This is a genomic window from Pelomonas sp. Root1444 (assembly GCF_001426885.1).
Classification (GTDB): domain Bacteria; phylum Pseudomonadota; class Gammaproteobacteria; order Burkholderiales; family Burkholderiaceae_C; genus Pelomonas.
Genome location: NZ_LMFP01000024.1, coordinates 20,579 through 47,051 on the forward strand (window position 1 = coordinate 20,579; position 26,473 = coordinate 47,051).

At 70.3% G+C, this 26,473-nt stretch carries 26 protein-coding genes; 12 read left to right on the top strand and 14 right to left on the bottom strand.

The genetic code is table 11. The annotated features are described in order from the left end of the window. The first annotated feature begins 103 nt into the window (after nt 1–103). The 5 genes from ASD35_RS16095 to ASD35_RS16110 all read left to right on the top strand — a co-directional run bounded on the left by ASD35_RS16095 (nt 104) and on the right by ASD35_RS16110 (nt 7,891). A complete protein-coding gene (locus tag ASD35_RS16095; protein ID WP_056875979.1) occupies nt 104–3,262 on the top strand; it encodes a hypothetical protein in 3,159 nt (1,052 codons plus the stop codon). 94 nt (nt 3,263–3,356) lie between these two features. Next, complete coding sequence (locus ASD35_RS16100) at nt 3,357–3,725, top strand: methylglyoxal synthase (RefSeq protein WP_056875980.1); 369 nt, start codon at nt 3,357–3,359, stop codon at nt 3,723–3,725. 40 nt (nt 3,726–3,765) lie between these two features. Continuing rightward, entirely contained in the window at nt 3,766–5,868 is a 2,103-nt protein-coding gene (locus ASD35_RS16105; protein WP_056875981.1) for a bifunctional diguanylate cyclase/phosphodiesterase, read from the top strand. Nucleotides 5,869–5,936: 68 nt separating this feature from the next. Continuing rightward, nucleotides 5,937–6,101 carry a hypothetical protein gene (locus tag ASD35_RS27735; protein ID WP_164488644.1) on the top strand — a complete coding sequence of 55 codons (165 nt, stop codon included), beginning with the start codon at nt 5,937–5,939 and terminating at the stop codon, nt 6,099–6,101. Nucleotides 6,102–6,190: 89 nt separating this feature from the next. After that, nucleotides 6,191–7,891 (top strand): NAD(P)/FAD-dependent oxidoreductase, encoded by a 1,701-nt coding sequence (locus ASD35_RS16110; RefSeq protein WP_056875982.1) that lies wholly within the window; start codon nt 6,191–6,193, stop codon nt 7,889–7,891. Between the two features lie 13 nt (nt 7,892–7,904). On the opposite strand, the gene ASD35_RS16115 is transcribed toward ASD35_RS16110, so the two are convergent. The 6 genes from ASD35_RS16115 to ASD35_RS16140 all read right to left on the bottom strand — a co-directional run bounded on the left by ASD35_RS16115 (nt 7,905) and on the right by ASD35_RS16140 (nt 11,164). Continuing rightward, nucleotides 7,905–8,489: a hypothetical protein gene (locus tag ASD35_RS16115; RefSeq protein WP_056875983.1), complete on the bottom strand. Its 585-nt coding sequence runs from the start codon at nt 8,487–8,489 to the stop codon at nt 7,905–7,907. 216 nt (nt 8,490–8,705) lie between these two features. Beyond that, nucleotides 8,706–9,107, bottom strand: a complete 402-nt coding sequence (locus ASD35_RS16120) for a GFA family protein (protein WP_056875984.1) — start codon at nt 9,105–9,107, stop codon at nt 8,706–8,708. A gap of 43 nt (nt 9,108–9,150) precedes the next feature. Then, complete coding sequence (locus tag ASD35_RS16125; RefSeq protein ID WP_056875985.1) at nt 9,151–9,372, bottom strand: hypothetical protein; 222 nt, start codon at nt 9,370–9,372, stop codon at nt 9,151–9,153. Between the two features lie 4 nt (nt 9,373–9,376). Beyond that, nucleotides 9,377–10,024, bottom strand: a complete 648-nt coding sequence (locus ASD35_RS16130) for a glutathione S-transferase family protein (protein WP_056875986.1) — start codon at nt 10,022–10,024, stop codon at nt 9,377–9,379. Nucleotides 10,025–10,040: 16 nt separating this feature from the next. Continuing rightward, nucleotides 10,041–10,793, bottom strand: coding sequence for a ubiquinone/menaquinone biosynthesis methyltransferase (locus tag ASD35_RS16135; RefSeq protein ID WP_056875987.1), 753 nt, complete (start codon nt 10,791–10,793; stop codon nt 10,041–10,043). A gap of 137 nt (nt 10,794–10,930) precedes the next feature. After that, complete coding sequence (locus ASD35_RS16140; RefSeq protein WP_056875988.1) at nt 10,931–11,164, bottom strand: hypothetical protein; 234 nt, start codon at nt 11,162–11,164, stop codon at nt 10,931–10,933. 26 nt (nt 11,165–11,190) lie between these two features. Between ASD35_RS16140 and ASD35_RS16145 the strand changes: the two genes are divergently transcribed. After that, nucleotides 11,191–11,472 (top strand): DUF427 domain-containing protein, encoded by a 282-nt coding sequence (locus ASD35_RS16145; protein WP_056875989.1) that lies wholly within the window; start codon nt 11,191–11,193, stop codon nt 11,470–11,472. Here ASD35_RS16145 and ASD35_RS16150 read toward each other — a convergent pair. From ASD35_RS16150 to apaG, 3 genes are all read right to left on the bottom strand, one after another. Next, a complete protein-coding gene (locus tag ASD35_RS16150) occupies nt 11,456–12,493 on the bottom strand; it encodes a murein transglycosylase A (protein WP_235538368.1) in 1,038 nt (345 codons plus the stop codon). The two genes, ASD35_RS16145 and ASD35_RS16150, sit on opposite strands and share 17 nt — an antisense overlap. Before the next feature lie 171 nt (nt 12,494–12,664). Next, the gene (locus ASD35_RS16155; RefSeq protein WP_056875991.1) at nt 12,665–14,635 is read right to left on the bottom strand and encodes a site-specific recombinase; all 1,971 of its coding nucleotides are present in this window, start codon (nt 14,633–14,635) and stop codon (nt 12,665–12,667) included. A 124-nt stretch (nt 14,636–14,759) separates the two neighbouring features. Then, entirely contained in the window at nt 14,760–15,134 is a 375-nt protein-coding gene (gene apaG, locus ASD35_RS16160; protein WP_056875992.1) for a Co2+/Mg2+ efflux protein ApaG, read from the bottom strand. Nucleotides 15,135–15,196: 62 nt separating this feature from the next. Here apaG and ASD35_RS16165 point away from each other — a divergent pair, with 62 nt between their 5' ends. The 4 genes from ASD35_RS16165 to ASD35_RS16180 are packed head-to-tail and all read left to right on the top strand — an operon-like array spanning nt 15,197 to nt 17,740. Beyond that, complete coding sequence (locus tag ASD35_RS16165; RefSeq protein WP_056875993.1) at nt 15,197–15,949, top strand: ABC transporter substrate-binding protein; 753 nt, start codon at nt 15,197–15,199, stop codon at nt 15,947–15,949. Next, nucleotides 15,946–16,560, top strand: coding sequence for a DNA-3-methyladenine glycosylase I (locus ASD35_RS16170; protein WP_056875994.1), 615 nt, complete (start codon nt 15,946–15,948; stop codon nt 16,558–16,560). The genes ASD35_RS16165 and ASD35_RS16170 overlap by 4 nt, the downstream gene beginning before the upstream one ends. 11 nt (nt 16,561–16,571) lie before the next feature. Further along, the gene (gene rpe / locus ASD35_RS16175; RefSeq protein ID WP_056875995.1) at nt 16,572–17,261 is read left to right on the top strand and encodes a ribulose-phosphate 3-epimerase; all 690 of its coding nucleotides are present in this window, start codon (nt 16,572–16,574) and stop codon (nt 17,259–17,261) included. Between the two features lie 5 nt (nt 17,262–17,266). Further along, complete coding sequence (locus ASD35_RS16180; RefSeq protein WP_056875996.1) at nt 17,267–17,740, top strand: low molecular weight protein-tyrosine-phosphatase; 474 nt, start codon at nt 17,267–17,269, stop codon at nt 17,738–17,740. A gap of 1 nt (nt 17,741) precedes the next feature. On the opposite strand, the gene ASD35_RS16185 is transcribed toward ASD35_RS16180, so the two are convergent. The 5 genes from ASD35_RS16185 to ASD35_RS16205 all read right to left on the bottom strand — a co-directional run bounded on the left by ASD35_RS16185 (nt 17,742) and on the right by ASD35_RS16205 (nt 24,657). Further along, nucleotides 17,742–20,843 (bottom strand): efflux RND transporter permease subunit, encoded by a 3,102-nt coding sequence (locus ASD35_RS16185; RefSeq protein ID WP_056875997.1) that lies wholly within the window; start codon nt 20,841–20,843, stop codon nt 17,742–17,744. Further along, nucleotides 20,840–22,027, bottom strand: coding sequence for an efflux RND transporter periplasmic adaptor subunit (locus ASD35_RS16190; RefSeq protein WP_056875998.1), 1,188 nt, complete (start codon nt 22,025–22,027; stop codon nt 20,840–20,842). The genes ASD35_RS16185 and ASD35_RS16190 overlap by 4 nt, the downstream gene beginning before the upstream one ends. 103 nt (nt 22,028–22,130) lie before the next feature. Further along, the gene (locus ASD35_RS16195; protein WP_056875999.1) at nt 22,131–23,045 is read right to left on the bottom strand and encodes a pseudouridine-5'-phosphate glycosidase; all 915 of its coding nucleotides are present in this window, start codon (nt 23,043–23,045) and stop codon (nt 22,131–22,133) included. Further along, complete coding sequence (locus ASD35_RS16200; RefSeq protein ID WP_056876000.1) at nt 23,042–23,950, bottom strand: carbohydrate kinase family protein; 909 nt, start codon at nt 23,948–23,950, stop codon at nt 23,042–23,044. The genes ASD35_RS16195 and ASD35_RS16200 overlap by 4 nt, the downstream gene beginning before the upstream one ends. Before the next feature lie 17 nt (nt 23,951–23,967). Continuing rightward, complete coding sequence (locus tag ASD35_RS16205) at nt 23,968–24,657, bottom strand: alpha/beta family hydrolase (RefSeq protein WP_056876001.1); 690 nt, start codon at nt 24,655–24,657, stop codon at nt 23,968–23,970. Between the two features lie 91 nt (nt 24,658–24,748). On the opposite strand from ASD35_RS16205, the gene alaC reads away from it, so the two are divergent. Next, complete coding sequence (alaC, locus tag ASD35_RS16210) at nt 24,749–25,969, top strand: alanine transaminase (RefSeq protein WP_056876002.1); 1,221 nt, start codon at nt 24,749–24,751, stop codon at nt 25,967–25,969. Nucleotides 25,970–26,124: 155 nt separating this feature from the next. Continuing rightward, nucleotides 26,125–26,469: a hypothetical protein gene (locus ASD35_RS27295; protein WP_157275607.1), complete on the top strand. Its 345-nt coding sequence runs from the start codon at nt 26,125–26,127 to the stop codon at nt 26,467–26,469. The last annotated feature ends 4 nt before the right edge of the window (nt 26,470–26,473 follow it).

The following is a 26,473-nucleotide window of genomic DNA, read 5'->3' on the forward strand; positions in this document are numbered from 1 at the left end:
CCTGCGTCTGCTGCCAGCGTGTGGCAGCGTTACGCCGGCTCGGTGAAATTGGGGATGACCGGCCGCGGCGGCCTGCCTAGAGTGCGCCGCACTGGAGGACGGCATGAACTGGCTCGACACCCTGCTCGGCACCCCGCCGACGCGCAAGCAAGGCCATGTGGAGGTGCTGAGCTGGCTGGTGGCCGGCACCGTACTGGTCGCGCTGATCCTGTTCGCGCTGCAGCAGGCGCTGCGCCTGCCGGCCCACTTCGGCGTGGAGGACTGGCTGGGCTGGCGCAGCGCCGAGACGCTGCAGGCCACGCTCACGGTGTGGGGCCGCGGGCAATCGCGCCTGCCGGCGGCGACCGCCTACCTACTGATCGACACGGCCCTCTTCATGCCGCTGTACGGCTTCGCGCTGCTGTGGGCCACGCGCCAGGTGCGCGGCACGCTGCAGGCGGACGGGCCCGCGGACTGGCTGGTGCGCTTCCTGCACGGGCTGGCGGTGCCGGCCGTGCTGGCGCTGTGGTGTGTGGACGCGGTCGAGAACCTCGGCGGCCTGGCCCGCCTGGGCATCGCCTGGGGCTGGGGCCTGGGCGCGCTGCTGCTGGCCGTGCCGGCGCTGGTGCTGCTGCGGCGCTGGGCCCGCCAGGGGGTCAAGCGCGACGGCCGGCTGGCCATCGCCTGGATGGCGGTGTCGCTGCTGGCCGCGAGCCTGGCCGCCTGGCTGCTGCCGACGGGCACGCCTGAAGCCACGGGCCTCTTCAACGGCCAGGCACACCTGCTGAAGCCGGCTGTCATGGCCGCCGCCATCCTGCCGCCGCTGGGCCTGTGGCTGTGCTGGTGGTTCGGCCTGGACCTGGACTCGCGCCCCGGCACCGGCCGCCAGGCGGACGCCGAGATCCGCTCCGCCTGCCGCCAGGTCGCCACCGGCGTCATCGGCCGCAGCCGCTACGTGCTGGCCATGCTGGCGTTGTTCGGCGCCTTCACCCTGCTGCTGGACCAGTGCCGCGACCTGCTGCTGGCGCTGGCCACGCCGGCCTGGAGCCTGTGGTGGTGGCTGGTCATGGCGGCCGGCGCCGGCGGGCTGGCGATGCTGTCGCATGCCTGCTGGTTGTGGACGCGCCTGGTCGGCCGCGTCAAGCGCAGTGGCTACGAGGTCTCCGCCCTGGACGGCGTGGCCGATTGGGCCGGCGAATGGGCCCGCACCTGGGCGCGGCTGCTGATGCTGGCGCCGCTGTTGATGACGGTCACGCTGATCGCCAACGTGGCCGGCGACGCCGTCATCGCGGCCAGCGCCAGCCCGGGCGGCCTGCTGCGCACGCTGCTGACGCTGGCAGCGTTCGCGCTCGTCATCGTCGGCATGGCGCTGGCGCTGATGCATGAACGCCGCCAGCGCGCGCTGCCGCGACCGGCGGACTACTACAACAGCGTGCCCGCCGTTCGGCCGCTGCTGCACGACCCCTACGTGCTGGCGACGCCGCCGCAGGCGGCTGGCGGGCAGGGCCCCGTCGGCCAGGCGGTCGGCCTGCTGGCCCGGCCGGTCTGGCAGCCGCTGGTCGCGCTGGCGCTGCTGCTGGTGGTGCGGGCCGTCATGCTGCTGGCGCCCGACGTGGCCGGCGTGGCGCCCGCCGCGCTGGCCGTGCTGGCGCTGTCGCTGGTCTGGTGGCTGGGGCCGCTGGGCTTGATCGCGATGTCGGAGCAGCGCGCGGTGTTCCCCTGGGCGCTGCTGCTGCTGGTTGCCGCGGGCGTCGTCGGCCTGGCGTCGGACAACCATACGCTGCCGGCGCTGGTCATCGGCGCTGCGGCGCAGGTGCCCGCCACGCTGGCCGGGCTGGGCCGGGTGGCACTCGCTGCGCTGGCGCTGCTGGCTGCCGTGAGCGCCGCGGTCTGGCTGGTCCTCGTGCTGCGCTCGCGCGAGCTGCTGGGCCGGCTGCATGTGCGCGTGGCTGACGACCGGCTGCACGGCGTGGCCGACCGCTGGCGCCTGGGCCTGTCGCTGGCGGCCATCGGCCTGCTGTGCGGCGGCCTGGCCGGGCTGGACCGCTGGGCCGCCGCCTGGCATCCGGCCCCCACCGCCGCCGCGCCCGCGCCGCTGGACGACGCGCTCAAGACTCTGCCCGGCGGCGAGCCGCTGCTGCTGGTCGCCAGCGAGGGCGGCGGGGTGCGCGCGGCCTACTGGACGGCGCGCATGCTGGCGGGGCTGCAGGACCAGCACGACGGCGACTGGTCGCGGCGCATCGTCGCGATGAGCGGCGTCTCCGGCGGCGCCATGGGCCTGGCCGTCTGGCGCGCCTGCGCCCGCAGTGACCGCGGTGGCGGCACGATGACGGACTGCGTGCGCCAGGGTTTCGAGACCCTGGACCCGCTGTCGCCGCTGGTCGCCGGGCTGATGTTCGAGGACGTCTGGATGCGCCTGCTGCCCACCAACTGGCTGTGCCAGGCGCACAGCGGCTGCGGCATGCGCAGCCGCGCGATGGCCTTCGAGCGCGAATGGATGCGCGCCTTCCCGCGCCTGGCCGAGCCGCTGGGCAGCGCCGGCCCGGGCGAGCCGCAACTGCTGCTGAACAGCACTGTCGTCGAAAGCGGCAACCGCGCGTTGCTCGGCACGCTGCGCTTCGGCCCCGGCCAGTTGCCCGGCGCCGAGGACTTGATCGCCTCGGGCCGCGTGGGCGGCTCGCCGGCCCTGGTGACGGCCGCCCACACGTCGGCGCGCTTCCCCTTCACCAACCCGCTGGCCTCGCTGCCGCATGCCGCGTCGGGCCCGGCCGCCGCCCACCTGGTGGACGGCGGCTATCACGACAACAGCGGCACCGCCAGCCTGGCCGATGTGCTGACGCAGCTGCGCAGCACCCACCCCGGGCGCCGCGTGCAGCTGGTGCTGATCCGCAACGGGCAGGTGCCGTCGCGCTGCATGCCGCAGGCCCTGCAGGAAGACGCGGGCGAGCCGCCGCCGGCCTGCCTGGACATCAGCTCCGACGCCCGCGAACTGCTGCCGCCGCGCGACGCCCAGCGGCTCAAGCTCTACGCCGACCTGTTCGGGCCGGCGGTGACGGTGCTGAACAACCTCGGCACCGGCGCCCACGGCCGCGAGCCGGTGGCGGCGCTGGCCGCCCGCATCGCCGCCGGGGCGCCGCTGCCACCCAACCGCGGCTGCAGCGACGACGCGCCGGTCTGCCTGCTGGACCAGATGCAGGACGGCTCGCTGGTGCCGCTGGGCTGGACACTGTCGCCCGCCGCCCGCGCCGCAATGGACGCCCGCGCCGCCAGCCTCGCGAAGTGAGCGGTACCAGGGAGCCGGCTGAACTGCCAAGTACTTCGCACCCAGCCGCCTGGACTGCGTGTAACGTGGCCGCTTTGCATTGCTGGCCCGCTGAATGAGACTCGCCTTGATCGCCCATGACGGCAAGAAGGACGCCATGATCGCCCTTGCCGCCGATTTCCTGCCGCTGCTCGGCCGCTGCCGGCTGATCGCCACCGGCACCACCGGCACCCGCCTGGCCGAGGCCCATGGCCTCACCATCGAGCGCATGCTCAGCGGCCCGCTGGGCGGCGACCTGCAGATCGGCGCGCGGCTGGCGGTGGGCGAGCTGGACGGCGTCATCTTCCTGCGCGACCCGATGACGCCCCAGCCGCACGAACCCGACATCAACGCGCTGGTGCGGGCCTGCGACGTGCACGACGTGCCCTGCGCGACCAATGTGAATACGGCGCGGTTGTTGTTGGCGCGCTGGAGCGAGGCGTGACCCCAACCGGCCGCCTCGCCGTGAGGAGCGCCCCACTCACATGACCGGCAAGCCCTTGGACCGCCTGTCCCGACGGCTGCGCATCCGCACCCGGCTGGGCCTGGCGTTCGGGCTGCTGCTGTTGCTGCTGCTGGGTCTGGCGGCGCTGTCGGTGGTCCGCCTCACGGGCCTGTCCGAGGCGCTGAACCGCATCGTCGACGAGCAGGCCGCCATCCGCGATTCGGTCAACGAGATCAACCGCAACGCCGAGTCCGTCGCGCGCAAGCTGCTGGTGCTGATGAGCCCGGACAGCGAGCTGCGCGTGACGGCCTATCCCGAGATCGCGTCGGCCAACAGCCGGCTCGACGACGCGATGCAACGCCTGGCCCTGGTACTGCCGCCCGGGCCGCGCAGCGAGCGCCTGGCCGACGTGCACCAGCGCCTGGCCGAGTACCGCGCCAGCTACGTGGACGTGCGCGACCTCATCGAGCGCGACGACTTCCAGGCCGCGCGCGCGGTGCTGGGCAGCGACACCGAATCGGCGCTGTCGCTGTTCGTCGGCGCCATCCACCAGCTGGCCGCCAGCGAAGAGCGCGCCGGCACCGCCAAGGCGCGCGAGCTGCGCGACCAGATCGACGCCGACCGCACCGGCGTGCTGGCACTGTGCATCGGTGCCCTCGTGGCCGGCGCGCTGCTGGCCGTGGGCGTGACGCGCTCCATCGTCGTGCCGCTCAAGCGCGCCGAGGACGGCGCCGAGCTGATCGCCCAGGGCCAGTACGGCCACCGCATTGAGGCCGACTCGGCCGATGAGCTGGGCCACATGGCCCGCGCGATGAACACCATGGCCGAGGCGGTGGGCGAGCGCGAGGCGGAGCTGCGCCGGCTCGCCGACGTCGACCTGTTGACGGGCCTGCCGCAGCGCGCCCGCTTCATCGCCGACGGCGACCGCCTGCTGGCCAACCTGCCCGAAGGCGAGCGGCTGGCGGTGCTGATCTGCATCGACGTGGACCGGCTCAAGGCCGTCAACGGCGTGCTCGGCTTCGACGCCGGCGACGCCCTGCTCAAGGGCGCCGCGGCCAAGCTGGCCACGCTGTTCGAGGGCGTGGCCGCCTATGGCCGCCTGGCCGGCGGCACCTTCGCCGCGCTGGCGCCAGTCATCCGGCTGGACCATGGCGCGGCGCTCGCCGCCCAGCTGCGCGAGGAGGTCGAGCACAAGCTGTCCTGGCAGGGCCAGTCGCTGGACCTGTCGGTGTCGCTCGGCGTGGCCCACTGGCCCGAGCATGCCCCCGACACCGAGGCGCTGCTGCGCCGCGCCGAGCAGGCGATGTTCGAGGCCAAGCGCCTGCGCCAGCCGGTCGCCATCTACAACCCCAGTGCCGAGGCCGCGCGCGCACTGCACCTGAGCCTGCTGTCCGACCTGGCCGCCGCCATCCAGCAGGACCAGCTGCGCCAGTTCCTGCAGCCCAAGCGCGACCTGCGCACCGGCCGCATCACCGGCGCCGAGGCGCTGGTGCGCTGGCAGCACCCGCAGCGCGGCTGGCTGCCGCCGGGCGACTTCATTCCCTTCGCCGAGCGCAGCGGCCGCATCCGCCAGATCACCGACTGGATGCTGGCCCGCGCGGTGCGCACGCTGGCCGACTGGGAGGCCGGCGGCCACCCGCCGCTGTGCATCGCCGTCAACATCTCGACGCTGGACATCCAGGACCAGTCCCTGCCCGCGCGCCTGGCCGCGCTGCTGTCCGAGTACCGCGTCGACCCGGGTCAGCTGCAGCTGGAGGTCACCGAGACCGGGCTGATGTCCAGCGGCACCGACCCGATCGCCGTGCTGCATGCGCTGAAAAGCTGGGGCGTGCGGCTGGCCATCGACGACTTCGGCACGGGCCAGTCGTCGCTGGCCTACCTGCAGCACCTGCCGGTGGACGAGCTGAAGATCGACCGCAGCTTCGTGCAGGACGTCGACGGCGACCCGCGCCGCCAGGCGCTGCTGAGGTCCATCGTGGGCGTCGGCCAGGGCCTGGGGCTGACGGTGACGGCCGAGGGCGTCGAGAACGAGCGCGAACTGGCCGTCGTCCAGGGCTGCGGCTGCGACCTCGTGCAGGGCTATCTGCTCGCCCGGCCGATGGACCTGCCCGACTTCGAGGGCTGGCTGAGCCGGACAGGCTAAAATCACTGCCTTTCGTCGCTGTTTTGCGTTTCGCCCCTTCTGTGGGCTAAGTTTCACCGGAGCCACTCATGGGCAACAAGATCATCACCGAAGCGGACCGCCGCGCCTCCCCCCGTCCCGCCGCCCCCAAGGGCGTGACCTTCACGGCCCCCAAGGGCCAGCTGCGCAGCCTGGAGCGCGGTGCCCACACCCGCTCCAAGAAGAACCCGGGCAAGCGCCCGCATTCGGGCTGATCCCCAGGCTCACCGCCTGACGGTTCACCTCACACAGGCCCCGCGGGGCCTGTTTGTTTTTGTTGTCGGCTAACTCCTGACCACGGCCCATGATCCGCATCACCGAACTCCGCCTGCCGCTGAACCACGCCGAGGACGCGCTGCGCCCGGCCGTCCTTGCCCGGCTCCAACTGGCCGACGCCGAGCTGGCGAACATCCACGTCTTCCGCCGCGGCCATGACGCGCGCAAGCGCAGCGACATCCAGCTCGTCTACACGCTGGACTGCACGCTAGGCCAAGGTGTCGACGAAGCCGCCGTGCTGGCGCGCTTTGCCGGCGACCACCAGGTGCGCGCCACGCCGGACACCGGCTACCACTTCCTGGCCCGGGTGGGTGACTACACCGGCCCGCGCCCTGTCGTCGTGGGCTTCGGCCCCTGCGGGCTGTTCGCCGCGCTGATCCTGGCGCAGATGGGCCTGCGCCCCATCGTGCTGGAGCGCGGCAAGGCGGTGCGCGAGCGCACGCAGGACACCTGGGGCCTGTGGCGCGAGCAGAAGCTGCACCCGGAGAGCAACGTGCAGTTCGGCGAGGGCGGCGCCGGCACCTTCTCCGACGGCAAGCTCTACAGCCAGATCTCCGACCCGCGCCACCTCACGCGCAAGGTGCTGACCGAGTTCGTCAAGGCCGGCGCACCGGAAGAGATCCTGTTCGTCAGCAAGCCCCACATCGGCACGTTCCGGCTGGTCAGCATGATCATCAAGATGCGCGCCGACATCGAGGCGCTGGGCGGTGAGATCCGTTTCCAGCAGAAGATGACGGACCTGCTGATCGAAAACGGCGCGGTGCATGGCGTGCAACTGGAATCCGGCGAGCAGATCAGCACGACGCATGTCGTCATCGCGCTGGGCCACAGCGCCCGCGACACCTTCCAGATGCTGCATGCGCGCGGCGTGCAGATGGAAGCGAAACCGTTCTCCATCGGCTATCGCATCGAGCATCCGCAAAGCCTCATCGACGCCGCCCGCTTCGGCCCGAACGCGGGCAATGCACTCCTTGGCGCGGCCGACTACAAGCTGGTGCACCACGCCAAGAACGGCCGCTCGGTCTACAGCTTCTGCATGTGCCCCGGCGGCACCGTGGTGGCCGCGACGAGCGAGGAAAACCGCGTCGTCACCAACGGCATGAGCCAGTACTCGCGCAACGAGCGCAACGCCAATGCCGGCATCGTCGTGGGCCTGATGCCCGAGGACTACCGCCAGGACGGCAAGCGTGACGGCAGCCCCGTGAATCCTCTCGACGGCATGGCCTTCCAGCGCCTCTGGGAAAGCCGCGCCTACGAGCTGGGCGGCGGCGGCTACCTCGCGCCCGGCTCGCTGGTGGGCGACTTCGTCAAGCGCCAGGTCAGCAAGGCCTTCGGCGACGTGATGCCCAGCTACCAGCCCGGCGTCACGCTGACCAACTTGCAGGAAAAGGGCCGCGGCTCGCTGCCGAACTACTGCCTGGAGGCGATCCGCGAGGCCCTGCCCGCCTTCGCCCGCCAGATCCGCGGCTTCGACCGGCCGGACGCCGTGCTGACCGGTGTGGAGACGCGCACGTCGTCACCGCTGCGCATCAACCGCGGGCGCGACTACCAGAGCGTCAACGTGCGCGGGCTGTTCCCAGCGGGCGAAGGCGCCGGCTATGCGGGCGGGATCATGTCAGCCGGGGTCGATGGCATCGAAGTGGCCGAGGCGCTGGCGGCGGACCTGCTGGGGATGCCGGATGCGCCGGTGTTGCAGGGCAAGGGCGCGAAGGCGGGCGGGCAGGTCTGACGCGCAGCCGGCGTCAGGCGCCGGCCGACTTCAGGCAGCCTTGCACCAGGTGGACGGCCTCGTCGCGCAGGGCCTCGTACTCCGCGTACGTCGAGAACGCCCGCTTGGGCGCCGCCTGGTTCAGGACATACATCGTCGCGATGATCGACCTGGCCGGCTGCAAGAGGCTGTAGAAGCTGATCGGGCCGCCCCGATTCAGGTCGGGCTGGTGCAGGGCCAGCACATCCACGCCGCCCTCGGAGGTCCGTTGCAGTTCCTTCTGGTCGGGCGTGCGGCGGGCCGAAAGAACCTTCATCTGTTCCTCGACGGCCTCGCGATCCGAGGCAGCCGAGGACGCCGCCGAAAGTTCCACCTTGAGGTTCACGAAGGGCAGGCCTTGTGCCGTTGCCAGAATGACGCGATAGCCGTCTGCCGTGCTGACCGGCTTGTCGCCCGACGCGGTTTCGACGGCACGGGACGTCGCCGTCGCCGGCAGGCGGCCTTGGTCCAGGACGCTGAACTTGCCGGCCGCGACGCAGCGCACGATGGGGCCTAACGCGTCCGTTGCCCGCTGGGCCAGCGACGGCATCGAGGACGCCAGGAGCACGGCCATGGCCATGCATTGGGAATGCCTGGTGAATCGCAATGGGTCTCTCCCTGGTTCAGCGCGCGACATGCGTATCGACGCCCGGCGCTTATACCAACGCCCCAAGCCAGCAACGCGCAGGAGATTGATCGCTTTCAACGCCGCCTCAACCACTGCACTCGGCAGGCAGCGGGCAGATCCGGCGCGCGGTGGCCGTTGCGCAGCGCTGCCACGGCTCAATCTGCCGCGTCATTCGCCTTCGATGTTGTCCAGCCCTTGCAGGTTCTGCGTCCAGCCCAGCGCTGAGCGACACCACTTCTGCTTGCGCGGGATCAGCCGCTGGCGCTCCTCGATGCAACCGGCCCTGAGCCCGATGGCGCCCGGGCGGTCGGCGTCATAGGTGTACAGCGGAGACCCGCAGTGCCCGCAGAAGGCCTGCGCGCGCCTGGCCCCGCTGTCGCCGTGCTTGACGTAGATCGTCGGGTGGCCGTGCAGCAGCTTGAACGACCCCTCTTCCGCCGGCACCGAGACCCGGTAGGCAGACCCGGTCAGCTTCTGGCAATCGGTGCAATGACAGATCCCCGTTCTCTCGGGGTCGACGCTGGCCTCGTAGTGAATGGCGCCGCAGTGGCAGCTTCCGTGGACGAGCATCGCGGCTCCATGTGTCGAAGGTGTCGGGCAGGCGCCCACCGGTCTAGCGCTGCACCCTGAAGATGCCGCCCTTCTTGTACCCCGCCTGCTCATGGAACAGGTCGAACAGGAACTGCTCGAGCTCGTCATCCGCCACGAACTCAGGGACGACGAAGTGGGCCGGGGCCCGCTTGCCGTCGTTGCCGACCGACAGCACCGACCAGCCGCCCCCGGTGCGCTCGATGTCGAACAGGCCGCCGAGAATGTTGAAGCGTTCGGAAATCATCGCGTCATTCCTCCGGAAAGCGTTCGCGCCACAACGCCGCCAGGCGCGGGTCGCCGTCGACCCGGCGCACCACCGGCGTCATGCGCGGCGCCACCTCGTAGAAGCGCTCGCGCCACGGCCCGAAGCGCGAGACGACGGCGACGTACAGGTCCAGCACCGTCAGCTCGTCGCCCAGCAGGTAGCCGCCCGGCAGCAGCTGGCTGTCCATGTTGGCCCAGCAGAAGGCGATGCGCTCGTGCACGGCCCGCACGACGGCGTCGCGGCAGTCCTCGGGCGCGCCGATGCGCTTCACATCGGGCTTGATCCAGTGCAGCGCATAGATGGCCGACGAGACGTAGAACATCCAGCGCAGGAACTGCCGCCGCAGCGGCGCATTCGGTGCGGGCGCCAGCGTCGCGGCGGGGTCGAGGTCGGCGAGATAGATCAGGATGGCCGCGCTCTCGGTCATGACCTCGCCGTCGGGCATGACCAGCGTCGGGATCTGGCGCATCGGGTTGCTCGTCGCGACGCGGTCGCGCGCGGCCTCCTCGGCCCAGGTGGCGCCTTCGATCAGGTTGTAGTGCAGGCCCAGCAGCGTCAGCGCGGCTTCGACGGCCACGGAGCCGGAGGCTTGGGCGCCGTAGAGGGTGAGCAAGGCATGGTCAGCGTGCATGGTCCACCTGTCCAGGTCATGGGGCCGGCCGCACCGGTTTGCGCGCGGTGTGGATGGCAACGATACCGAGAGAAAGCCGCTTGAACGAGACATCAGCAAAACCGGCTTGTTCCAACTCGTTGCACAGCGCCGGCGCCGCGGGGAAGTCCTTGATGCCTCGCAGCAGATAGCGGTAGGCCGACGCATCACCACCCGTGGCCAGCCAGCCCAGCAGCGGCATGCAGAGGGACATGTACAGCAGATAGGCTTGTTGAGCAGCGTGCCAGCGGATGTTCGATGCTTCCAGCACGACGAGCCGCCCGCCTGGCCGCAGCACCCGCAAGGCTTCCCGCAACGCCAGGCCACGGTCGCAGATCTTCAGGCCGAGAGAGATCGAATACGCGTCCACGCTGGCGTCGGGCACGGAGGGCATGGCCTCCATGTCCAGCGTCCGGAACTGCACCTGGGAGCGGTGGCCGGCGAGGCGCCGCTCCGCGATGGCGAGCATGGCCGTGCTGACATCCGAAGCGATGACGGTTCTGCCCTGCGTGCGTTCCCGTCTCAGCACGCGAAGGATGATGTCGCCGGTACCGCTTGCGCCGTCGAGCAGCGTCTGCCACGGCTCCGCGGCGATAACCCGTGCGACTTCACGCTTCCACAGCCGATGGATGCCGAGGCTGAACACGTCGCACAGCAGGTCGTAGCGCGAGGCGATGCGTGCGAAGACATCGTCCTCTTGCCATTGAAATTCGGCCGCGTTGTGCGCAGGCGTAGATTGCTTGCGTTCCATTGGGGCTTTGAAAGTCAGGACCCATGCTCGGGCACCTCGTCCAGCGCATGCAGAACGGGCGGCCGGTCCTTGCCCAGCATCACCGCGACAAACCGCCCTTGCGACAGCGCGTCGGTCACCTGATTCACGGCGCCGCCTCAAGCCATCATGTCGATCAACTCTTTCGCAAACGCCAGCGCGTCCTCCGGCGTCTCGAAATGCATCTCGTTGTTCAGCTCGACCACCTCGCCGCCGGGGCCCTTGTGCACGACCGACCAGCCGCCGGCGCCGCCGTCGATGGCCAGCACGCCGAACTGGCCGGGGTCCAGGTCACGGGCGCTGCCGCCGGTGAGGACGATGTCGCGGCCGAGGTGGGAGTGGTAGCGTCGCATCCAACCCATTCTCACGGAGACCGCGCATGAAGGCAGTTTGGAACGGCGTGACCATCGCCGAGAGCGACGACACGGTGGTGGTGGAAGGCAACCATTACTTCCCGGCGGAATCGCTGAGGAAGGAGTACACGACCTTCTCCAACCATCGCAGCGGCTGCCCCTGGAAGGGCCAGGCGCAGTACCTCAGCCTGCTCGTCAACGGCGAGATGAACCCCGACGCGGTCTGGTACTACGCCGACCCGCTGCCCGCCGCGGCCGAGATCAAGGGCCGCTACGCCTTCTGGAAGGGCGTCAAGGTTTCGGAGTGACCCCGTCGGGCCACAGCGCCCACAGCCGCAGCGGCTGCTTGGTGCGGCCGGCCTGCAGCGCCGCATCGGCGCCCCAGCCCCAGAACAGGTCGGCGCGCACGGCCCCCTGGATGGCACTGCCGGTGTCCTGCGCCAGTACGAGGCGGCGCAGCGGCGTCGTGGACAGTGGCTCGGTGCTGTCCAGCCACAACGGCGTCCCTAACGCGATGAAGGCACGGTCGATGGCGACCGAGCGGCCCGGCGTCAGCGGCACGCCTTGCGCGCCGCGCGGGCCGACGTTGACGTCGGGCAGCGGCTCTTCGCGGAAGTAGACGACGCGCGGGTTGACGGCCAGCGCGTCGCGCAGCCTGGCCGGGTTGCGGCGCGCCCAGTCGCCCAGCGTGCGTGGGGTCGCGTCACTGACCTCGCCGCGGTCCAGCAGCGCGCGCGCGACGGATTGGAAGGGCTGGTCGTTGTGGCCGGCGAAGGCGACGCGGGTGATGCGCTCCGTGCCAGCGGCGTCGCGCAGCACGAGGCGGCCCGAGCCCTGGATCTGCAATTGCAGCAAGCCGAAAGGGTCGTCCACATAGGCCAGCTCCAGCGCGGAGAAGCGTGGGTTGGCTTCGATGTCGCTGCGCGGCGTGCGGCGCAGAACGGGGTCGGCGGGCAGCGCGTGCAGCGGCCACTGGAAGGCGCCCTGGCGCTGCCGGCTGGCTGCAAGCTGCGGCTCGAAATAGCCGGTCAGCAGGCCCGTGGCCTCGCCGTTGTCGGCGGCCAGGCGCCAGGGGCGCAGGTACTTCATCAGCAGCAGCGTCGCTTCCAGCGGATCGGTCGGCGACTGCAGCGCGGCGCGGGCGCAGAACTCGGCCCAGCCGGCGGCCGGGCGCTGGCAGCCGGCCAGCAGCGCGGGCCAGGCGGCAAGCAGGTCGTCGCTGCCCCAGCCAGGTAAGTCCTTCCAGTCCACTGCGACCCAACGCGCTGCGGCGGCCTTGGGCGCGCTGGGCGCAACCGGCTTGACCGGCGCGGGGCTGGGCGGCAGCAACGGTGGCGACGAGCAGGCGGCGAGGCTTCCTAGAATCGCGGCCAGTACGCCACGCGCCCACCCACCCATGCTGCTCCTCCTGCTCGAAGCCCTCGGCGCGCTGCTGATCATCGTGTTCATCGTCTGGTGGACCATGTTCTCAGGCCGCAAGAAAGGCGAGCGCAGGGACGACTAACGGGGCGGGAGCAGGAAGCTCAGCGGCTCGCGCCGCAGCCGCTGGCGGATGGCCGCGTACACGCGCTTGCGGTCGGCCAGGCGCACGCCGCGCGAGCGCATCGCCACCTTGAAGGCGCAGAAGAAGCTGACGCCCACGTTCAGCAGGCCGATGCCTGCGATGCACAGCACGCAGGACCAGAAGGCCCAGGTGGCCATGACGCCGAAACCGAGCGCACCCACGGCCGCCGCGAGCTGGCCGGTGGACAGCGTCACATGGCGCACCTCCAGGTCCAGCCCGATGAAGCCGAACAAGGCCGGCGCCAGGCCCAGCATCAGGCCCAGGCTGGTGTTGGCCGTCAGGCCCGAGATGTTGGCCCGCCACCAGTGCGACCAGCGCTGCGCGCGCGCCTGGCCGAAGGTGGCGACGATGCGCGGGTTCCAGGCGATGGCGCTGTCCAGCCGGTGGAAGACGAACCAGTTCTCCACCCAGCCGGCGATGAGGCTGGACGCGAACAGCAGCGTGCCGGTGAAGGCCGCGAACAGCAGCGACGGCCCGAACAGGCTGAGCGAATGCAGCACGTGGTCCGCGTCCTTCGCGCCCACCAGCGGCAGGCCGAAGACCAGCCAGCACAGACCTTGCACGCCCAGCACCAGCGGCGCGACCAGCGCGAGGTTGCCGATGATGCCGGCGGCCTGCGAGCGCGTCAGGTGCGTCACCTCGTCGACGAAGCCCTGCAAGCCGTCGTCGCGGTCGATGTAGAGCAGCTTGTCGGCCATGGCTGGTGCCGTCATGGCGGGCTGCTTGGTCGCGACGGTCCAGTGCAGCAGGTGGATGAGGACGAAGCTGAGCGCGTAGCTCACGCCGGCCCAGAAGCCGCCCCAGAAGGCCGTGAAGCCCAGCAGCGCGATGAAGAATTTCAGGAAGGTGGTGCCGGCGAGGACGGCGCCGCCGCCGGCCGCGCGCCGCAGCATGTCGCGGTACTCGGCGCGGTTGCGGGTGATGTAGTGCTCACCGGTCTCGGCGCTGCGCTCGGCCACCTTGCGCGCCAGCAGCGAGTAGTGGCGCGCGAACAGCGTGCGCAGGCTGCGCCGCTCGTGCACCACGCGCACCAGGCCAGCCACCAGCCGCAGCAGCTCGCGCTGCGGCTCCTGCGACAGCAGGCAGGCCAGCAGCGCGTCGATGCGGTCCAGCCGCGCGGTCAGCTGCTCGACGGAGAACATCAGGTCCACCGACACGCCATGCGCTTCCAGGTGCTCGGGCACCGTGAGCGCGGCAGCGCGGCAGCGGTCCAGCAGCGCATGCAGGTATTGCAGCGCTGGCGCGAGGTCGTCGCCCTGGCGCTGCTGCAGCACGCGCTCGACGGCCTCCCAGGCGGCGGGCAGCTGATGGAAGGGCCGGTCCTGCAGCGCCGCCTCCTCCATGCGCGCGCGCAGCGGGCCGGACAGGCCGGCGGCGTGCACGCTGCTGACGAGCACCATGACGGCGGCGCGCATCTCGACGCGCCAGCCCTCGTCCGGCGCGGCGGAGAACAGCAGGCTCAGCCGGCCGAGCAGCTCGTCGTCGATGGCGGCGATCCAGTCCTCGTCGGCTTCGTCGCCGAACAGCAGCTCGAACAGCTCGGCGAGGTCGCGCGTGTCGGTCGTCTGCGGCAGCAGCCGGCGGCGCAGCCGCGCGAGGAACTCATGCCACAGCGCCATGCGCGGCGCGAAGCCCACCTCGGCGAACAGGCTGACCGCGTCGACGTCGTTCCACACCCCCGCGATGACGCTGGAGAAGTTGTAGGCGTGCTCGGGGTGGCGCTCCAGCACGTTGAGCAGGTGCTTGAGCCGCACGATGGGCCGCGGCGTGCCGGCCGCCGCTTCGTCGCGCGGCGCATGCCGCAGCCATTCGAGCAGGCGCACCAGCCACAGGTTGCGCTCGGCCAACGCGGCCTGCGGGTCGGCCGCGTTGAGCAGCGCGGTGAGGTCCCAGTTTCGGTTCGTCAATTCATTGGTCCATGGCTGCCGTGCCACATGGCGTTCTCGCGCCGAGCGCCCGGCCGCCCCACGGGGGACCGGCCAGGCACGCCCGCGTTCAGCGCGGCGCGCCTGGACGAGCGGCGCACATCCATCAATGGAGGCTGGCGCTGTCCGCGAGCAGGAACTCGGCCACCTCGGCATGGAAGATGTCGCAGGCCTCGGTAACGCACAGGAAGCGACCGCGCATCGTCCCCTGCGGCGTGCCGATCTGCGCCCAGGAGCTGTACTGGAAGCTCTGGCCCGGCGCCAGCACCGGCTGGTGGCCGACGACGGCCAGGCCGTCGACGATCTGCACCTGGCCGCGCGCGTCGGTGATCTCCCAGTGCCGGCCGATGAGCTGGGCCATCACGTCGCCGGTGTTCTCGATGGTGAGGGTGTAGCTGAAGGCGTAGAGGCCTTGCTCGAGATGTGTCTGCTCGGGCAGGGACTGCACGGCGACGCTACAGCTGAAACAGGGGTTGGCCATCGGGTGATTGTCGGTGCCGAACGGTATGCTCGGCTCATGTCCGTCGGGAAGCGTGATCCTAAGTGCAGCGTCGGCTCTGGCTGCTGAGCGCATGGCTGGGCCTCGCGGCGCCGGCGCTGGCCCAGGAGCTGACGCTGCGAACGGTCCAACAGAGTGGCTCCCTGGTCAAGTACGCGCCCGACGCCGGGCAACACAGGCCGGGCCTGTGCCTGGAGATGCTGCGCGCCGTCCAGCGCGTCGACCCGGGCCTGCGCTTCTCGGGGCTGGACCGGCAGATGCCGCTCAGGCGCGTCGAGCGCCTGTTGAGCGAGGGCCAGGTGGACGTCGTCTTCTGCCTGCTGAAGTCGCCTGAGCGCGAAAAGCAGTGGCGCTACGCCGCCGTGCCGCTGTACAGCATCCGCCATGTGGTCGTGCAGCGCGCCGGGGACGAACGCGATTTCGAGACGCTGGCCGAGCTGGCTGCGTCCAGCCACCACAAGCCGGTGCTGGTCATGCGCGGCACCGCGCTGGCACGCCGGCTGATGGAGGCCGACGTGGCCATCGCCCAGGTCGCCTCCGAGCGGGAAGCCCTGCAGATGCTGATGCTGGGCCGCGCCGACGCCGTCTACGGCCAGGACATCAACCTGCAGCGCCATGTCGGCGATGCCGGGCTCGCCAGCAAGGTGAGGTTCGGCCGCACCATCTTCCACGAGGAATCCCAGTTCGTCGCGCTGCGCGCCGACCTCCCCCCAGCGCATGAAGAGCGGCTGACGCACGCGCTGCGCCGGCTGGAGCGCGACGGCACGCTGCGGCTGCTTGCCGAGAAATACCGATGAAGCCCCTGTACCTGCCGCCCGACGGCCGACCGCGCTGCGCCTGGTGCGCCGCCGCGCCCGGCGACGAGCTCTACCTGCGCTACCACGATGAGGAATGGGGCCGGCCGGTGGCGAACGACTTCCGCCTGTTCGAGAAGCTGTGCCTGGAAGGCTTCCAGAGCGGCCTGTCGTGGCGCACCATCCTGAACAAGCGCGAGGCCTTCCGCGCCGGGTTCGCCGGCTTCGACTATCACCAGGTGGCCCGCTTCGGCCCGGCCGACGTCGCCCGCCTGCTGGCCGACCCCGGCATCGTGCGCCACCGCGGCAAGATCGAGGCCGCCATTCACAACGCCGGGCGCTGCGTGGAGCTGGTGGCCGCAGAAGGCTCGTTGGCCGCCTACCTGTGGCGCTTCGAGCCGGCGAAGAACTCGGTGGCCCACGGCCTGTCGCAGTCGCCGGCGTCCGAGGCGCTGTCCAAGGACCTGAAGAAGCGCGGCTGGAAGTTCGTCGGCCCGACAACGATGCACGCGCTGATGCAGGCCATGGGCCTGATCAACGACCACCAGCCCGGCTGCCACCACTGGGCCGAGGCCCAGCAGGCGCGCGACCGGTTCAAAAGGCCTGGAACCTAGAATCCGCGGCCATGGCCGCCCCTCAATACCGCATCGCCCCCAGCCTGCTGTCCGCCGATTTCGCCCGCCTCGGCGAAGAGGTGAAGAACGTGCTGGACGCTGGCGCCGACTGGATCCACTTCGACGTGATGGACAACCATTACGTCCCCAACCTGACCTTCGGTCCTGTCATCTGCGAAGCGGTGCGCAAGCATGCGTTCAAGCCCGACGGCACGCCCGCGCCGCTGGACGTGCACCTGATGGTGCAGCCGGTCGATGCCCTGGCCCTGGCCTTCTGCCGCGCCGGCGCCGACCTGGTGACCTTCCATCCCGACGCCAGCACCCACGTGGACCGCACGCTGCAGCTCATCAAGGGCGAAGGCAAGCAGGCCGGCCTGGTGTTCAACCCGGCCACGCCGCTGGACGTGCTGGAGTGGGTCATCGACAAGGTCGACCTCGTCATGCTGATGAGCGTGAACCCCGGTTTCGGCGGGCAGAGCTTCATCCCCAGCGCGCTGCAGAAGTTGAAGAAAGCGCGCGAAATCATCGACAAGTCCGGCCGCGACATCCGCCTGGAGATCGATGGCGGCGTCAAGGTCGACAACATCCGCGAGATCGCCGCTGCGGGCGCCGACACCTTCGTCGCCGGTTCGGCCATCTTCGGCAAGCCCGATTACCGTGCCGTCATCGATGCGATGCGCACGGAACTTGCAAAGGCCTGAACACCATGGCCGCCCTTCTCCTCATCTGCACCGCCAACATCTGCCGCTCGCCCATGGCAGAGGCCATCTTCCGCGCCAAGCTGGGCGACGTGTTCAAGACCATCGCCTCGGCCGGCGTGCATGCCGACCCGCGCGGCGGCCCGGTGGACGCGCGCGCCGCCGCGGCCCTGGCGCGTCACAACTACGGCCTGGATCGCAAATGGCGCTCGCGCCGCGTCGAGCCCGAGGACCTGGGCCAGTACGACCTCGTGCTGGTGATGGAGTCCGAGCATGCCGACGCGCTGCGCGCGAAGGCCTCACCCGAGCACCATGCCCGCATCGCACTGCTGACCGACTTCGTGCCCGAGCTGGCCGGCCAGGACGTGCCCGACCCCTACTTCGGCCCGGTGCAGGGCTTCGACGCCGTCATCGGCATGATCGAGCGCGCCGCGCAACGCCTGCTGATGGAAAGCCGCGAAGGCCGCCTCAAGCTGACCTGAATCAGGCGGCCTTGCTCGCGAAGTCCGCCACTTCGCGCACGTCCGGCCCCTTGCCGCTGAAGCGGTCCAGCGCCAGGTAGATGACCGGCGTGATGTAGAGCGTCACCGCCTGCGACAGGATCAACCCGCCCACCACCGCCAGGCCCAGCGGCTGGCGCAGCTCAGCCCCGGCCCCCAGCCCCAGCGCGATCGGCAGCGCGCCCATCAGCGCGGCCAGCGTCGTCATCATGATGGGCCTGAAGCGCAGGATGCAGGCCTGGCGTATGGCCTCGGCGGGCGCCAGGCCCTGGCTGCGCTGCACGTCCAGCGCGAAGTCGATCATCATGATCGCGTTCTTCTTGACGATGCCGATCAGCATGACGATGCCGATGGTGGCGATGATGGTCAGCTCCATGCCGAACAGCTGCAGCGTGATCAGCGCGCCCACCGCCGCGGAGGGCAGGCCGGCCAGGATGGTCAGCGGGTGGATGTAGCTCTCGTAGAGCACGCCCAGCAGCACGTAGATGACGGCCACGGCCAGGCCGATCAGCAGCAGCTGGCCACCCTGTGAATCCTGGAACACCGCCGCATCGCCGCCGTAGCTGGTGATGACGCTGGGCGGCAGCTTGATCTCGTCCGTGAAGGCCTCGATCTGCTTGGTCGCGTCGCCCAGCGGCACGTTGGGCGCCAGGTTGAAGCTGATCGTGATGGCCTGCAGCTGGCCCTGGTGGTTGACCGCCGTCGGCCCCAGCGTGCGCTGCACGGTCGTGAAAGCCGTCAGCGGCACCTGGGTACCGTCCTTGCCCCGCAGGTAGATCTTGTCGAAGGCCGCCTCGCTGGCGCGGTCCGCGTCGCCAGCTTCCATGATGACCTGGTAGGTGTTGCTCTCGGCATAGATGCTGGACACCTGGCGCTCGCCGAAGGCGCCGTACAGCGCATTGCGCAGGTCCTGCATCTGCACGCCCAGGATGGCCGCGCGCTCGCGGTCGATGACCAGGCTGGCCTGCAGGCCACGCATCTGCGAGTCGCTGGTGATGTCGCGAAAGCGCGGGTCGCCGCGCAGCTTGTCCTGCAGCTTGACGGCCCAGCTGTTCAGCTCGCCGGCCGACACCGACTGCAGCGTGTACTGGTAGCGGCTCTTGCTCTGGCGGCCGCCGAGCTGCAGGTTCTGCACCGGGCGCAGGTAGACGGCGATGCCGGGCACGTCGCGCAGCTTCTTGCGCAGGCCTTCCAGCACCTTGGGCATGGGCTGGCGCTCGCCACGGGCCTTCAGGTTGATGAACATGCGGCCGGTGTTGGTGGCGCTGCCCGAAGGACCGCCGCCCACGGCCGAGCTGAGCGCGGCGACGTTGGGGTCGTTGCGCACGATGGCGGCCACGCGGTCCTGCAGCTGCGTCATCGCGGCGAAGGACGTGTCCTCGGCGGACTCGGTGCTGGCCTGGATCTGGCCGATGTCCTCCTCCGGGAAGAAGCCCTTGGGGATGGTGATGTAGAACCACACGGTCGCGACGAAGCTCAGCACGGCCACGCCCAGCACCCAGTTGCGGTGGCGCAGCGCCAGGTCCAGCGTGCGCGTGTAGGTGTTGAGCGTCCACGTGAAGCCGCGCTCGAACAGCCGCCCCAGCGGGCCGTCCTCATGGTGCTCGTCGGCCTTCAGCAGCCGGCTGCACAGCATGGGCACCAGCGTCAGCGACACGACGGCCGACACCAGGATGGCCAGGCCCACGACGACGGCGAACTCGTGGAACAGCAGGCCGATGACGCCCGGCATGAAGAAGATGGGGATCAGCACCGCCACCAGCGACACCGAGATCGACAGGATGGTGAACGCCATCTCGCGCGCGCCGCGCACGGCGGCGTCGAAGGGCTTCATGCCGTCCTCGACGTGGCGCACGATGTTCTCCAGCATGACGATGGCGTCGTCCACCACCAGGCCCACGGCCAGCGTGATGCCCAGCAGCGAGATGTTGTCCAGGCTGTAGCCCAGCGCGAACAAGAGTGTGAGCGCGCCGATCAGCGAGATCGGCAGCGAGGCGGTCGGGATCAGCGTCGCCACCGCGCGGCGCAGGAAGATGAAGATGACCAGCACCACCAGGCCCACCGTCAGCGCCAGCGTCACATAGACGTCGTGCAGCGACTCGCGGATGGACACCGAGCGGTCGTTCAGCGTCGACATCTTGATGGACGCCGGCATCTGCTCGGCATAGCGCGGCAGCAGCGCCTTGACCTTGTCGACCACCTGCACGGTGTTGGCATCCGGCTGGCGCTGGATGGCCAGCACGATGGAGCGCTCGCCCTGGTAGGTGGAGTAGGTCTTGCTGGTCTCGACGCTGTCTTGCACCTCGGCCACGTCGCGCAGGTAGACCGGCGCGCCCTCGCGCGAGGCGACGACGATGCGGCCGAACTCGGCGGCGTTGCGCAGCTGTCGGTTGGCCTGGATGGTCAGCGTCTGGCGCGAGCCGTCCAGCACGCCGACGGGCGTGTTGGCATTGGCGGCGCGCACCGCCGTCTGCAGCTCTTCCAGCGTGATGTTGCGCTGGTTCAGCAGGTCGGTGCGCACCTTGATGCGCACCGCATAGCGCTTCTGGCCGTAGATGGACACCTGGGCCACGCCGTCGATGGTGGACAGGCCGGGCGACAGCAGGTTCTCCGCGTAGTCGTTCAGCTCGGTCAGGTCGATGGACGGCGAGGTCAGTGCCACCAGCAGCACCGGCGCATCGGCCGGGTTGACCTTGCGGTAGCTGGGCGGCGAGGTCATCTCGGCCGGCAGCGCGCGCAGCGAGCGGAACAGCGCCGCCTGCACGTCCACGGCGGCGGCGTCGATGTTGCGCGAGGGGTCGAACTCCAGCGTGAGGGACGTATTGCCCAGCGTGCTGGTCGACGAGATCGTCAGCAGGCCGGCTATCGTGGAGAACTGCTTCTCCAGCGGCAGCGCGACGGACGACGCCATGGTCTCCGGCGACGCGCCCGGCAGCGACGCGCCGACGTTGATGATGGGCGTGTTGTAGGACGGCAGCGCCGCGACCGGGATGCGGCTCCACGCCGCCAGGCCGGCGATGACCAGCGACAGGTTCAGCAGCACGGTCATGACCGGCCGCCGGATGAACAGCTCGGTGAGTCTCATTTGCTGGCGCCCGACGCTGCCGGCGCCGCGGCCGATCCGCCGCTGGGCTGGATGCGCAGCGGCGTGCCGGGCCGCAGGTTCTGCTTGCCTTCCATGACGACCTGGGCCGCCGCGTCCAGGCCTTCCACCACCGCCTGCTCACCCATCGCCTGGCGCACCTGCACCGGCACGAGCTTGGCGGTGTTGTCGGGCTCCACGACGTACACCGAGCGCTCGTTGCCGCGCATGATGATGGCCGCCTGCGGCACCACCGTCACGCCCTTCAGCGTGCGCAGCGTGACGCGCACGCGCAGGTACTGGCCGGGCCACAACGCCTGGGCCTTGTTGTCGAACTCGGCCTTGACCTTGATGGTGCCGGTGGCCGAGTCGACGAGGTTGTCCACCGCCGTCACGCGGCCCTTGAGGGCGGCCGTGCCGCGCGCCGAACCGGGCGTGATGGCCTCCACCTCCAGGTCGCCGGCGCGCGTCGCGGCCAGCAGCGACGCGAGCTGCGTCTCGGGCACCACGAACGTGATGCCGATGGGGTCGAGCTGGGCGATGTTGACCAGCGGTGCCGCCGTGGCATTGGCCTGCACCAGGCTGCCGGGATAGACGCTGACGATGCCGACGCGGCCGTTGATGGGCGCGCGCAGCTCGTTGTAGCCCAGCGTGACCTGCGCGGCCCGGATGGCGGCCTCGTCGCTCTTCACCAGCGCCTGGCCGGACTCGAGGTTGGCCTGCGCCGTGTCCAGCGCGCTGCGCGACACGAAGTTCTGCGCCACCAGCTCCTGGGCACGCTTGAACTGCCGCTCCAGGTCGCCCAGCGCGGCACGGTCGCGTGCCAGCTGGGCGCGGGCCTTCTCCAGGTCCGCGCGCTGGGCGCGGTCGTCGAAACGGAACAGCAGCTCGCCCTTCTTCACGCTCTGGCCGTCCTTGACGAGCACCTGGGCGACTGTGCTGGTCGTCTGTGCGCGCAGGTCCACGCTCTGCAGCGCCGTGACGGTGCCGCTGGCCTCGACCGTGACCGGCACGTCCGCCTGCCGGACCGCGACCACGCCGACGTTCTGTGCCGGCGGCGCGCTTGCCGCCCCGGCCGGGGCGGCGGCGCCAGGCGTCGCCGGGCTGCCGGCGTCATCCTTTCGCCCACAGCCGGCCAGGAGGGTCAGCGCGAGGCCGTACAGGATCAGGGATGGGGTCGAGCGCATGAGGCTGGCCTGCCAAAAGTAATGGGGATTGACTGCAAAAACGGGTCAGCTTAATGGCGCCGTTTTGCTCGCAGATTGCTGGCGGCGGTCAGCTGCGCGTTTTTCAGCCCCGATCCTGCAGCGCGCGCGCCAGCCGTGCGCCCACCACGGCGTTGTGCTTCACGAGCGCGATGTTGGTGGCCAGGCTGCGGCCACCCGTCAGCGCCTTGATGCGCGCCAGCAGGAAGGGCGTGATGGCCTTGCCGGCGATGCCCTGCGCATCGGCCTCGGCCAGCGCCTGGGCGGTGATCGCGTCGATCTCCTCGCGCGGCATCGCCTGCGCCGCGGGCACGGGGTTGCTGACGACGACGCCGCCGGACAGGCCCAGTGCCCACTTCGCGCGGATGAAGCGGGCCTGCTCGTCGGCCGCGTCCATGCGGAAGTCGGCCTTGAGCCCGCTGTCGGGCGTGAAGAAGGCGGCGAAGTTGTCCTGGCCGACCGACAGCACGGGCACGCCGTGCGTCTCCAGGTACTCCAGCGTCAGGCCCAGGTCCAGGATGGACTTGGCGCCCGCGCAGACGACGGCCACCGGCGTGCGCGCCAGCTCCTGCAGGTCGGCCGAGATGTCGAAGCTCTCGGCGCCGCCGCGGTGCACGCCGCCGATGCCGCCGGTGACGAAGACCTCGATGCCGGCCAGGTGCGCGCAGATCATCGTCGCGGCCACCGTCGTCGCGCCCAGGCGGCCGGTCGCGATGGCGAACGGCAGGTCGCGGCGGCTGAGCTTCATCGCGTCGGGCGACTGGGCCAGTTGCTGCAACTCTTCATTCGTCAGGCCCACGCGGATGCGCCCGCCGATGACGGCGATGGTGGCCGGCACGGCCCCCTCGGCGCGGATGACGTCCTCGACCTCGCGGGCCGTCTCCAGGTTCTGCGGCCAGGGCATGCCGTGGGCAATGATGGTGGATTCGAGCGCCACGACGGCACGGCCCTGTTCACGGGCGGCGGCGACTTCGGGCGAGAGCTGGATCAGTTCGTTCATCGTTCTTCTAGGAATCGAGGGTTCAGTTCGGGGTGGACGCTGTCCTCGGTCTGCAGCGTCAGCGCGGCCAGGTCCAGCCCCAGTCGGGCCGCGGCATCGAAGTCGTCGGGCGCCTTCAGCAACGACGCGCAGACGCCGGCGGACAGCGCATCCCCCGCGCCCGTCACGTCCACGACGTGCACCTGCGGCGCCGGCCAGTGGCGCGGCGCCCGGCCCGGCGTGCTGAGCAGCAGGCCGTCCGCGCCCTTGGACACCAGCACGCACCCCACGCCGCGGGCATGCAGCGCGTCGAAGGCGTCGTTCGCTTCCGCGGCGATGGTGGCCAGCTCGCCGGCGTTCATGACCAGCAGGTGCAGGCCGTCCAGGCGCTCCGGCAGCCGCTCCATCTTGGCCTCGGACACCGCCACGCCCACCAGCGGGACGCCGCTGGCACGTGCCTCGCCCAGCAGCAGCGGCCAGGTGTCGGTGGGCAGGTTGCCGTCGGCCACGACCAGCGCGGCGCTGGCGCGCAACGGCTGGCTGGCCGCCAGCGCCCAGGGGTTCAGGCTCTCGACCAGGGGCATGGACGCCAGGCCCAGCTCCAGGCTGCCATCGGGCGCGAGCACGGCGGTGTAGCTGTCGCTGGCATGGCGGCGCAGCCGGATGACGGCGCGCGTGTCGATGCCGACGGTGGCCGCCTGCTCCAGCAGCATGCGGCCGCCGGCGTCATCGCCGACGGCGGCCACCAGCGACACGGGCAAGCCCAGCCGCGCGAGGTTCTCGGCGACGTTGCGCACCACGCCGCCGGGCGTCTCATGCGATTCACAAGGGTTGGACGAGCCGAGCAGCGCGCTGGCCAGCAGGCGCAGCTTGCGGTCGATGTTGAGGCCGCCAACGCAGACGATGGGGGCGGCTGAGAGGTTCATCGCGCGATTCTAGGAAGTCACCCTGTCACGCGTCCGAGGGCTTGCGCTAGGAACCAGCCCGCCATCGCCGCCGCCAGCGCCTGCACCACCTGCCCGTCGTTGCGCCCGCTGCGTGCGCGCACGTGGAAGGCGTGGTCCGCATCCTCCTCCAGGTGCAGCGCGGCGCGGTCGCCCAGGCCGTCGATGACACCGCGCAGCAAAGCCAGGTCGGCCAGCTCGTCGCGGGTGCCCTGCAGGAACAGCATCGGCACCCGCACCTCGACCAGGTGCGCGGCCCGCGTGATGCCCGGCTTGCCGGCCGGGTGCAGCGGAAAGCCCACGAACGCCAGGCCGCGCACGCCGTCCATCGCCGCGGCCGCCTGGGCCTGCGACGTCATGCGTCCGCCGAAGGACTTGCCGCCCGCGAACAGCGGCGTGCCGGGCAGGCGCTCCCGCGCCACCGCCACCGCCGCACGCACGGCGGCGTGGGCGATGGCCGGTGTGTCGGGCCGCTTCGAACCGCGTTCCATGTACGGGAACTGGTAGCGCAGCGTGGCGACAGACTGGTCGCACAAGGCCTGCGCCAGCGCTTCCATGAAGCCGTGGTGCATGCCCGCGCCTGCGCCGTGTGCGAACACGTAGGTGCAGCGCGGCCTCGGCGGCTGCAGCCACAGTGCCGACACGGTGGTGTCGCCGTCGACCGACAAGGTGAGAGGCGTGAGGCTCATGCCGGCAGCTTAGTGCGCTAGAGTCGCCCGCGGTGCGGCGCCACGCCGCCCACGTCGCTCGGACGGTTCCGGGCGCTCACGTGACACTGCAATGACCTCCTCTTCTTCCGCTTCCGGCGGCAAGCGCCGTTTCGCGCGCATCGACCGCCTCCCGCCCTACGTCTTCAACATCACCGCCGAGCTCAAGCTGGCGGCGCGCCGACGAGGCGAAGACATCATCGACATGAGCATGGGCAACCCCGACGGGGCCACGCCGCCGCACATCGTCGCCAAGCTCGCCGAGGTGGCCCAGCGCCCCGACACCCACGGCTACTCGGCCAGCAAGGGCATCCCGCGCCTGCGCCGCGCGATCTCGCACTGGTACCAGCGCCGCTACGGCGTGGCCATCGACCCCGACCACGAAGCCATCGTCACCATCGGCTCCAAGGAAGGCCTGGCCCACCTGATGCTGGCCACGCTGGACCGCGGCGATACCGTGCTGGTGCCGGACCCCAGCTACCCCATCCACATCTACGGCGCGGTCATCGCCGGTGCCGACATCCGCGCCATCCCCGTCAGCAGCGAGGTCGACTTCTTCGCCGAGCTGGAGAAGACCATACGCGGCAGCTACCCCAAGCCCAAGATGATGGTGTTCGGCTTCCCGTCCAACCCGACGGCGCAGTGCGTGGACCTCGGCTTCTTCGAGCGTGTCGTGGCGCTGGCGAAGAAGCACGACATCCTGGTGGTGCACGACCTGGCCTACGCCGACATCGTCTTCGACGGCTACGTGGCGCCGTCCATCATGCAGGTGCCCGGCGCCAAGGACGTGGCGGTCGAGTTCTTCACGCTCAGCAAGAGCTACAACATGGCCGGCTGGCGCGTCGGCTTCATGGTCGGCAACCCCGACCTCGTCGCCGCATTGGCGCGCATCAAGAGCTATCACGATTACGGCACCTTCACGCCACTGCAGGTCGCCGCCATCGCGGCGCTCGAAGGCGACCAGCAATGCGTGCAGGACATTGCGGCAAGCTACCAGCGCCGCCGCGACGTGCTCTACAAGGGGCTGATCGAAGCCGGCTGGCAGGTGGACTGCCCCAAGGCCAGCATGTACATCTGGGCGCGCATCCCCGAGCCGTATCGCGAACTGGGCTCGCTGGAGTTCGCGCGCCAGCTGCTGGAGAAGGCCAAGGTCTGCGTGTCCCCAGGCATCGGCTTCGGCGACCACGGCGATGGCCACGTGCGCTTCGCGCTGATCGAGAACGAGTCGCGCATCCGCCAGGCGGTGCGGGGGATCAAGGCGATGTTCAAGGCGGATGGGGTGATCAAGCCATGAGCCTGGTTCGACTCAATAGAGTTCAAAAACTCGAACCGACCGCGCTCATAGGAGAGCGCGGTTTGTGGACGCTGCACGCCTGGGGCGAATAGTTCAAAAACCGCCGGCCTTGACAGGTGCAGGGCCCTACTCGCAAAACAATAGAGTCCAAAAGCGTGGGTATTCAGATCCCAATTCTTCCGAAAGGATCGCTGCTCTATTCAGCGTTGGCGTTCAGCTACCGAGCATCAGCGGCCAGCAACGGCCGACGATTTGTGGACAAGTTCTACGGCTACCGCGGAGCAAGCCACGTGAATTGGTTTGGTGCGGGTGCAGCGTTCGTCAGCAGTCAGTCATTCAACGGCGCCGAATCGCCGATCGAGATCCTGCGGAGCAACACGCTCTTTGGCTACTACTCGCTCGGCCTGACGGCTGAGGCTTCACATCAGTGGTCCGCAGACCTAGGGACAGTCTGCAAAACCCCGTTCTTGCGTGGCGCTGAGGTCGTGTGCGGCTCGTGAGTCG

Bases quoted from the DNA above. Each gene is read 5' to 3' on its own strand.
- ASD35_RS16095 (WP_056875979.1), top strand. From the start codon at position 104: ATGAACTGGCTCGACACCCTGCTCGGCACCCCGCCGACGCGCAAGCAA.
- ASD35_RS16100 (WP_056875980.1), top strand. From the start codon at position 3,357: ATGAGACTCGCCTTGATCGCCCATGACGGCAAGAAGGACGCCATGATC.
- ASD35_RS16105 (WP_056875981.1), top strand. From the start codon at position 3,766: ATGACCGGCAAGCCCTTGGACCGCCTGTCCCGACGGCTGCGCATCCGC.
- ASD35_RS27735 (WP_164488644.1), top strand. From the start codon at position 5,937: ATGGGCAACAAGATCATCACCGAAGCGGACCGCCGCGCCTCCCCCCGT.
- ASD35_RS16110 (WP_056875982.1), top strand. From the start codon at position 6,191: ATGATCCGCATCACCGAACTCCGCCTGCCGCTGAACCACGCCGAGGAC.
- ASD35_RS16115 (WP_056875983.1), bottom strand. From the start codon at position 8,489: ATGGCCATGGCCGTGCTCCTGGCGTCCTCGATGCCGTCGCTGGCCCAG.
- ASD35_RS16120 (WP_056875984.1), bottom strand. From the start codon at position 9,107: ATGCTCGTCCACGGAAGCTGCCACTGCGGCGCCATTCACTACGAGGCC.
- ASD35_RS16125 (WP_056875985.1), bottom strand. From the start codon at position 9,372: ATGATTTCCGAACGCTTCAACATTCTCGGCGGCCTGTTCGACATCGAG.
- ASD35_RS16130 (WP_056875986.1), bottom strand. From the start codon at position 10,024: ATGCACGCTGACCATGCCTTGCTCACCCTCTACGGCGCCCAAGCCTCC.
- ASD35_RS16135 (WP_056875987.1), bottom strand. From the start codon at position 10,793: ATGGAACGCAAGCAATCTACGCCTGCGCACAACGCGGCCGAATTTCAA.
- ASD35_RS16140 (WP_056875988.1), bottom strand. From the start codon at position 11,164: ATGCGACGCTACCACTCCCACCTCGGCCGCGACATCGTCCTCACCGGC.
- ASD35_RS16145 (WP_056875989.1), top strand. From the start codon at position 11,191: ATGAAGGCAGTTTGGAACGGCGTGACCATCGCCGAGAGCGACGACACG.
- apaG (WP_056875992.1), bottom strand. From the start codon at position 15,134: ATGGCCAACCCCTGTTTCAGCTGTAGCGTCGCCGTGCAGTCCCTGCCC.
- ASD35_RS16170 (WP_056875994.1), top strand. From the start codon at position 15,946: ATGAAGCCCCTGTACCTGCCGCCCGACGGCCGACCGCGCTGCGCCTGG.
- rpe (WP_056875995.1), top strand. From the start codon at position 16,572: ATGGCCGCCCCTCAATACCGCATCGCCCCCAGCCTGCTGTCCGCCGAT.
- ASD35_RS16180 (WP_056875996.1), top strand. From the start codon at position 17,267: ATGGCCGCCCTTCTCCTCATCTGCACCGCCAACATCTGCCGCTCGCCC.
- ASD35_RS16185 (WP_056875997.1), bottom strand. From the start codon at position 20,843: ATGAGACTCACCGAGCTGTTCATCCGGCGGCCGGTCATGACCGTGCTG.
- ASD35_RS16190 (WP_056875998.1), bottom strand. From the start codon at position 22,027: ATGCGCTCGACCCCATCCCTGATCCTGTACGGCCTCGCGCTGACCCTC.
- ASD35_RS16195 (WP_056875999.1), bottom strand. From the start codon at position 23,045: ATGAACGAACTGATCCAGCTCTCGCCCGAAGTCGCCGCCGCCCGTGAA.
- ASD35_RS16200 (WP_056876000.1), bottom strand. From the start codon at position 23,950: ATGAACCTCTCAGCCGCCCCCATCGTCTGCGTTGGCGGCCTCAACATC.
- ASD35_RS16205 (WP_056876001.1), bottom strand. From the start codon at position 24,657: ATGAGCCTCACGCCTCTCACCTTGTCGGTCGACGGCGACACCACCGTG.
- alaC (WP_056876002.1), top strand. From the start codon at position 24,749: ATGACCTCCTCTTCTTCCGCTTCCGGCGGCAAGCGCCGTTTCGCGCGC.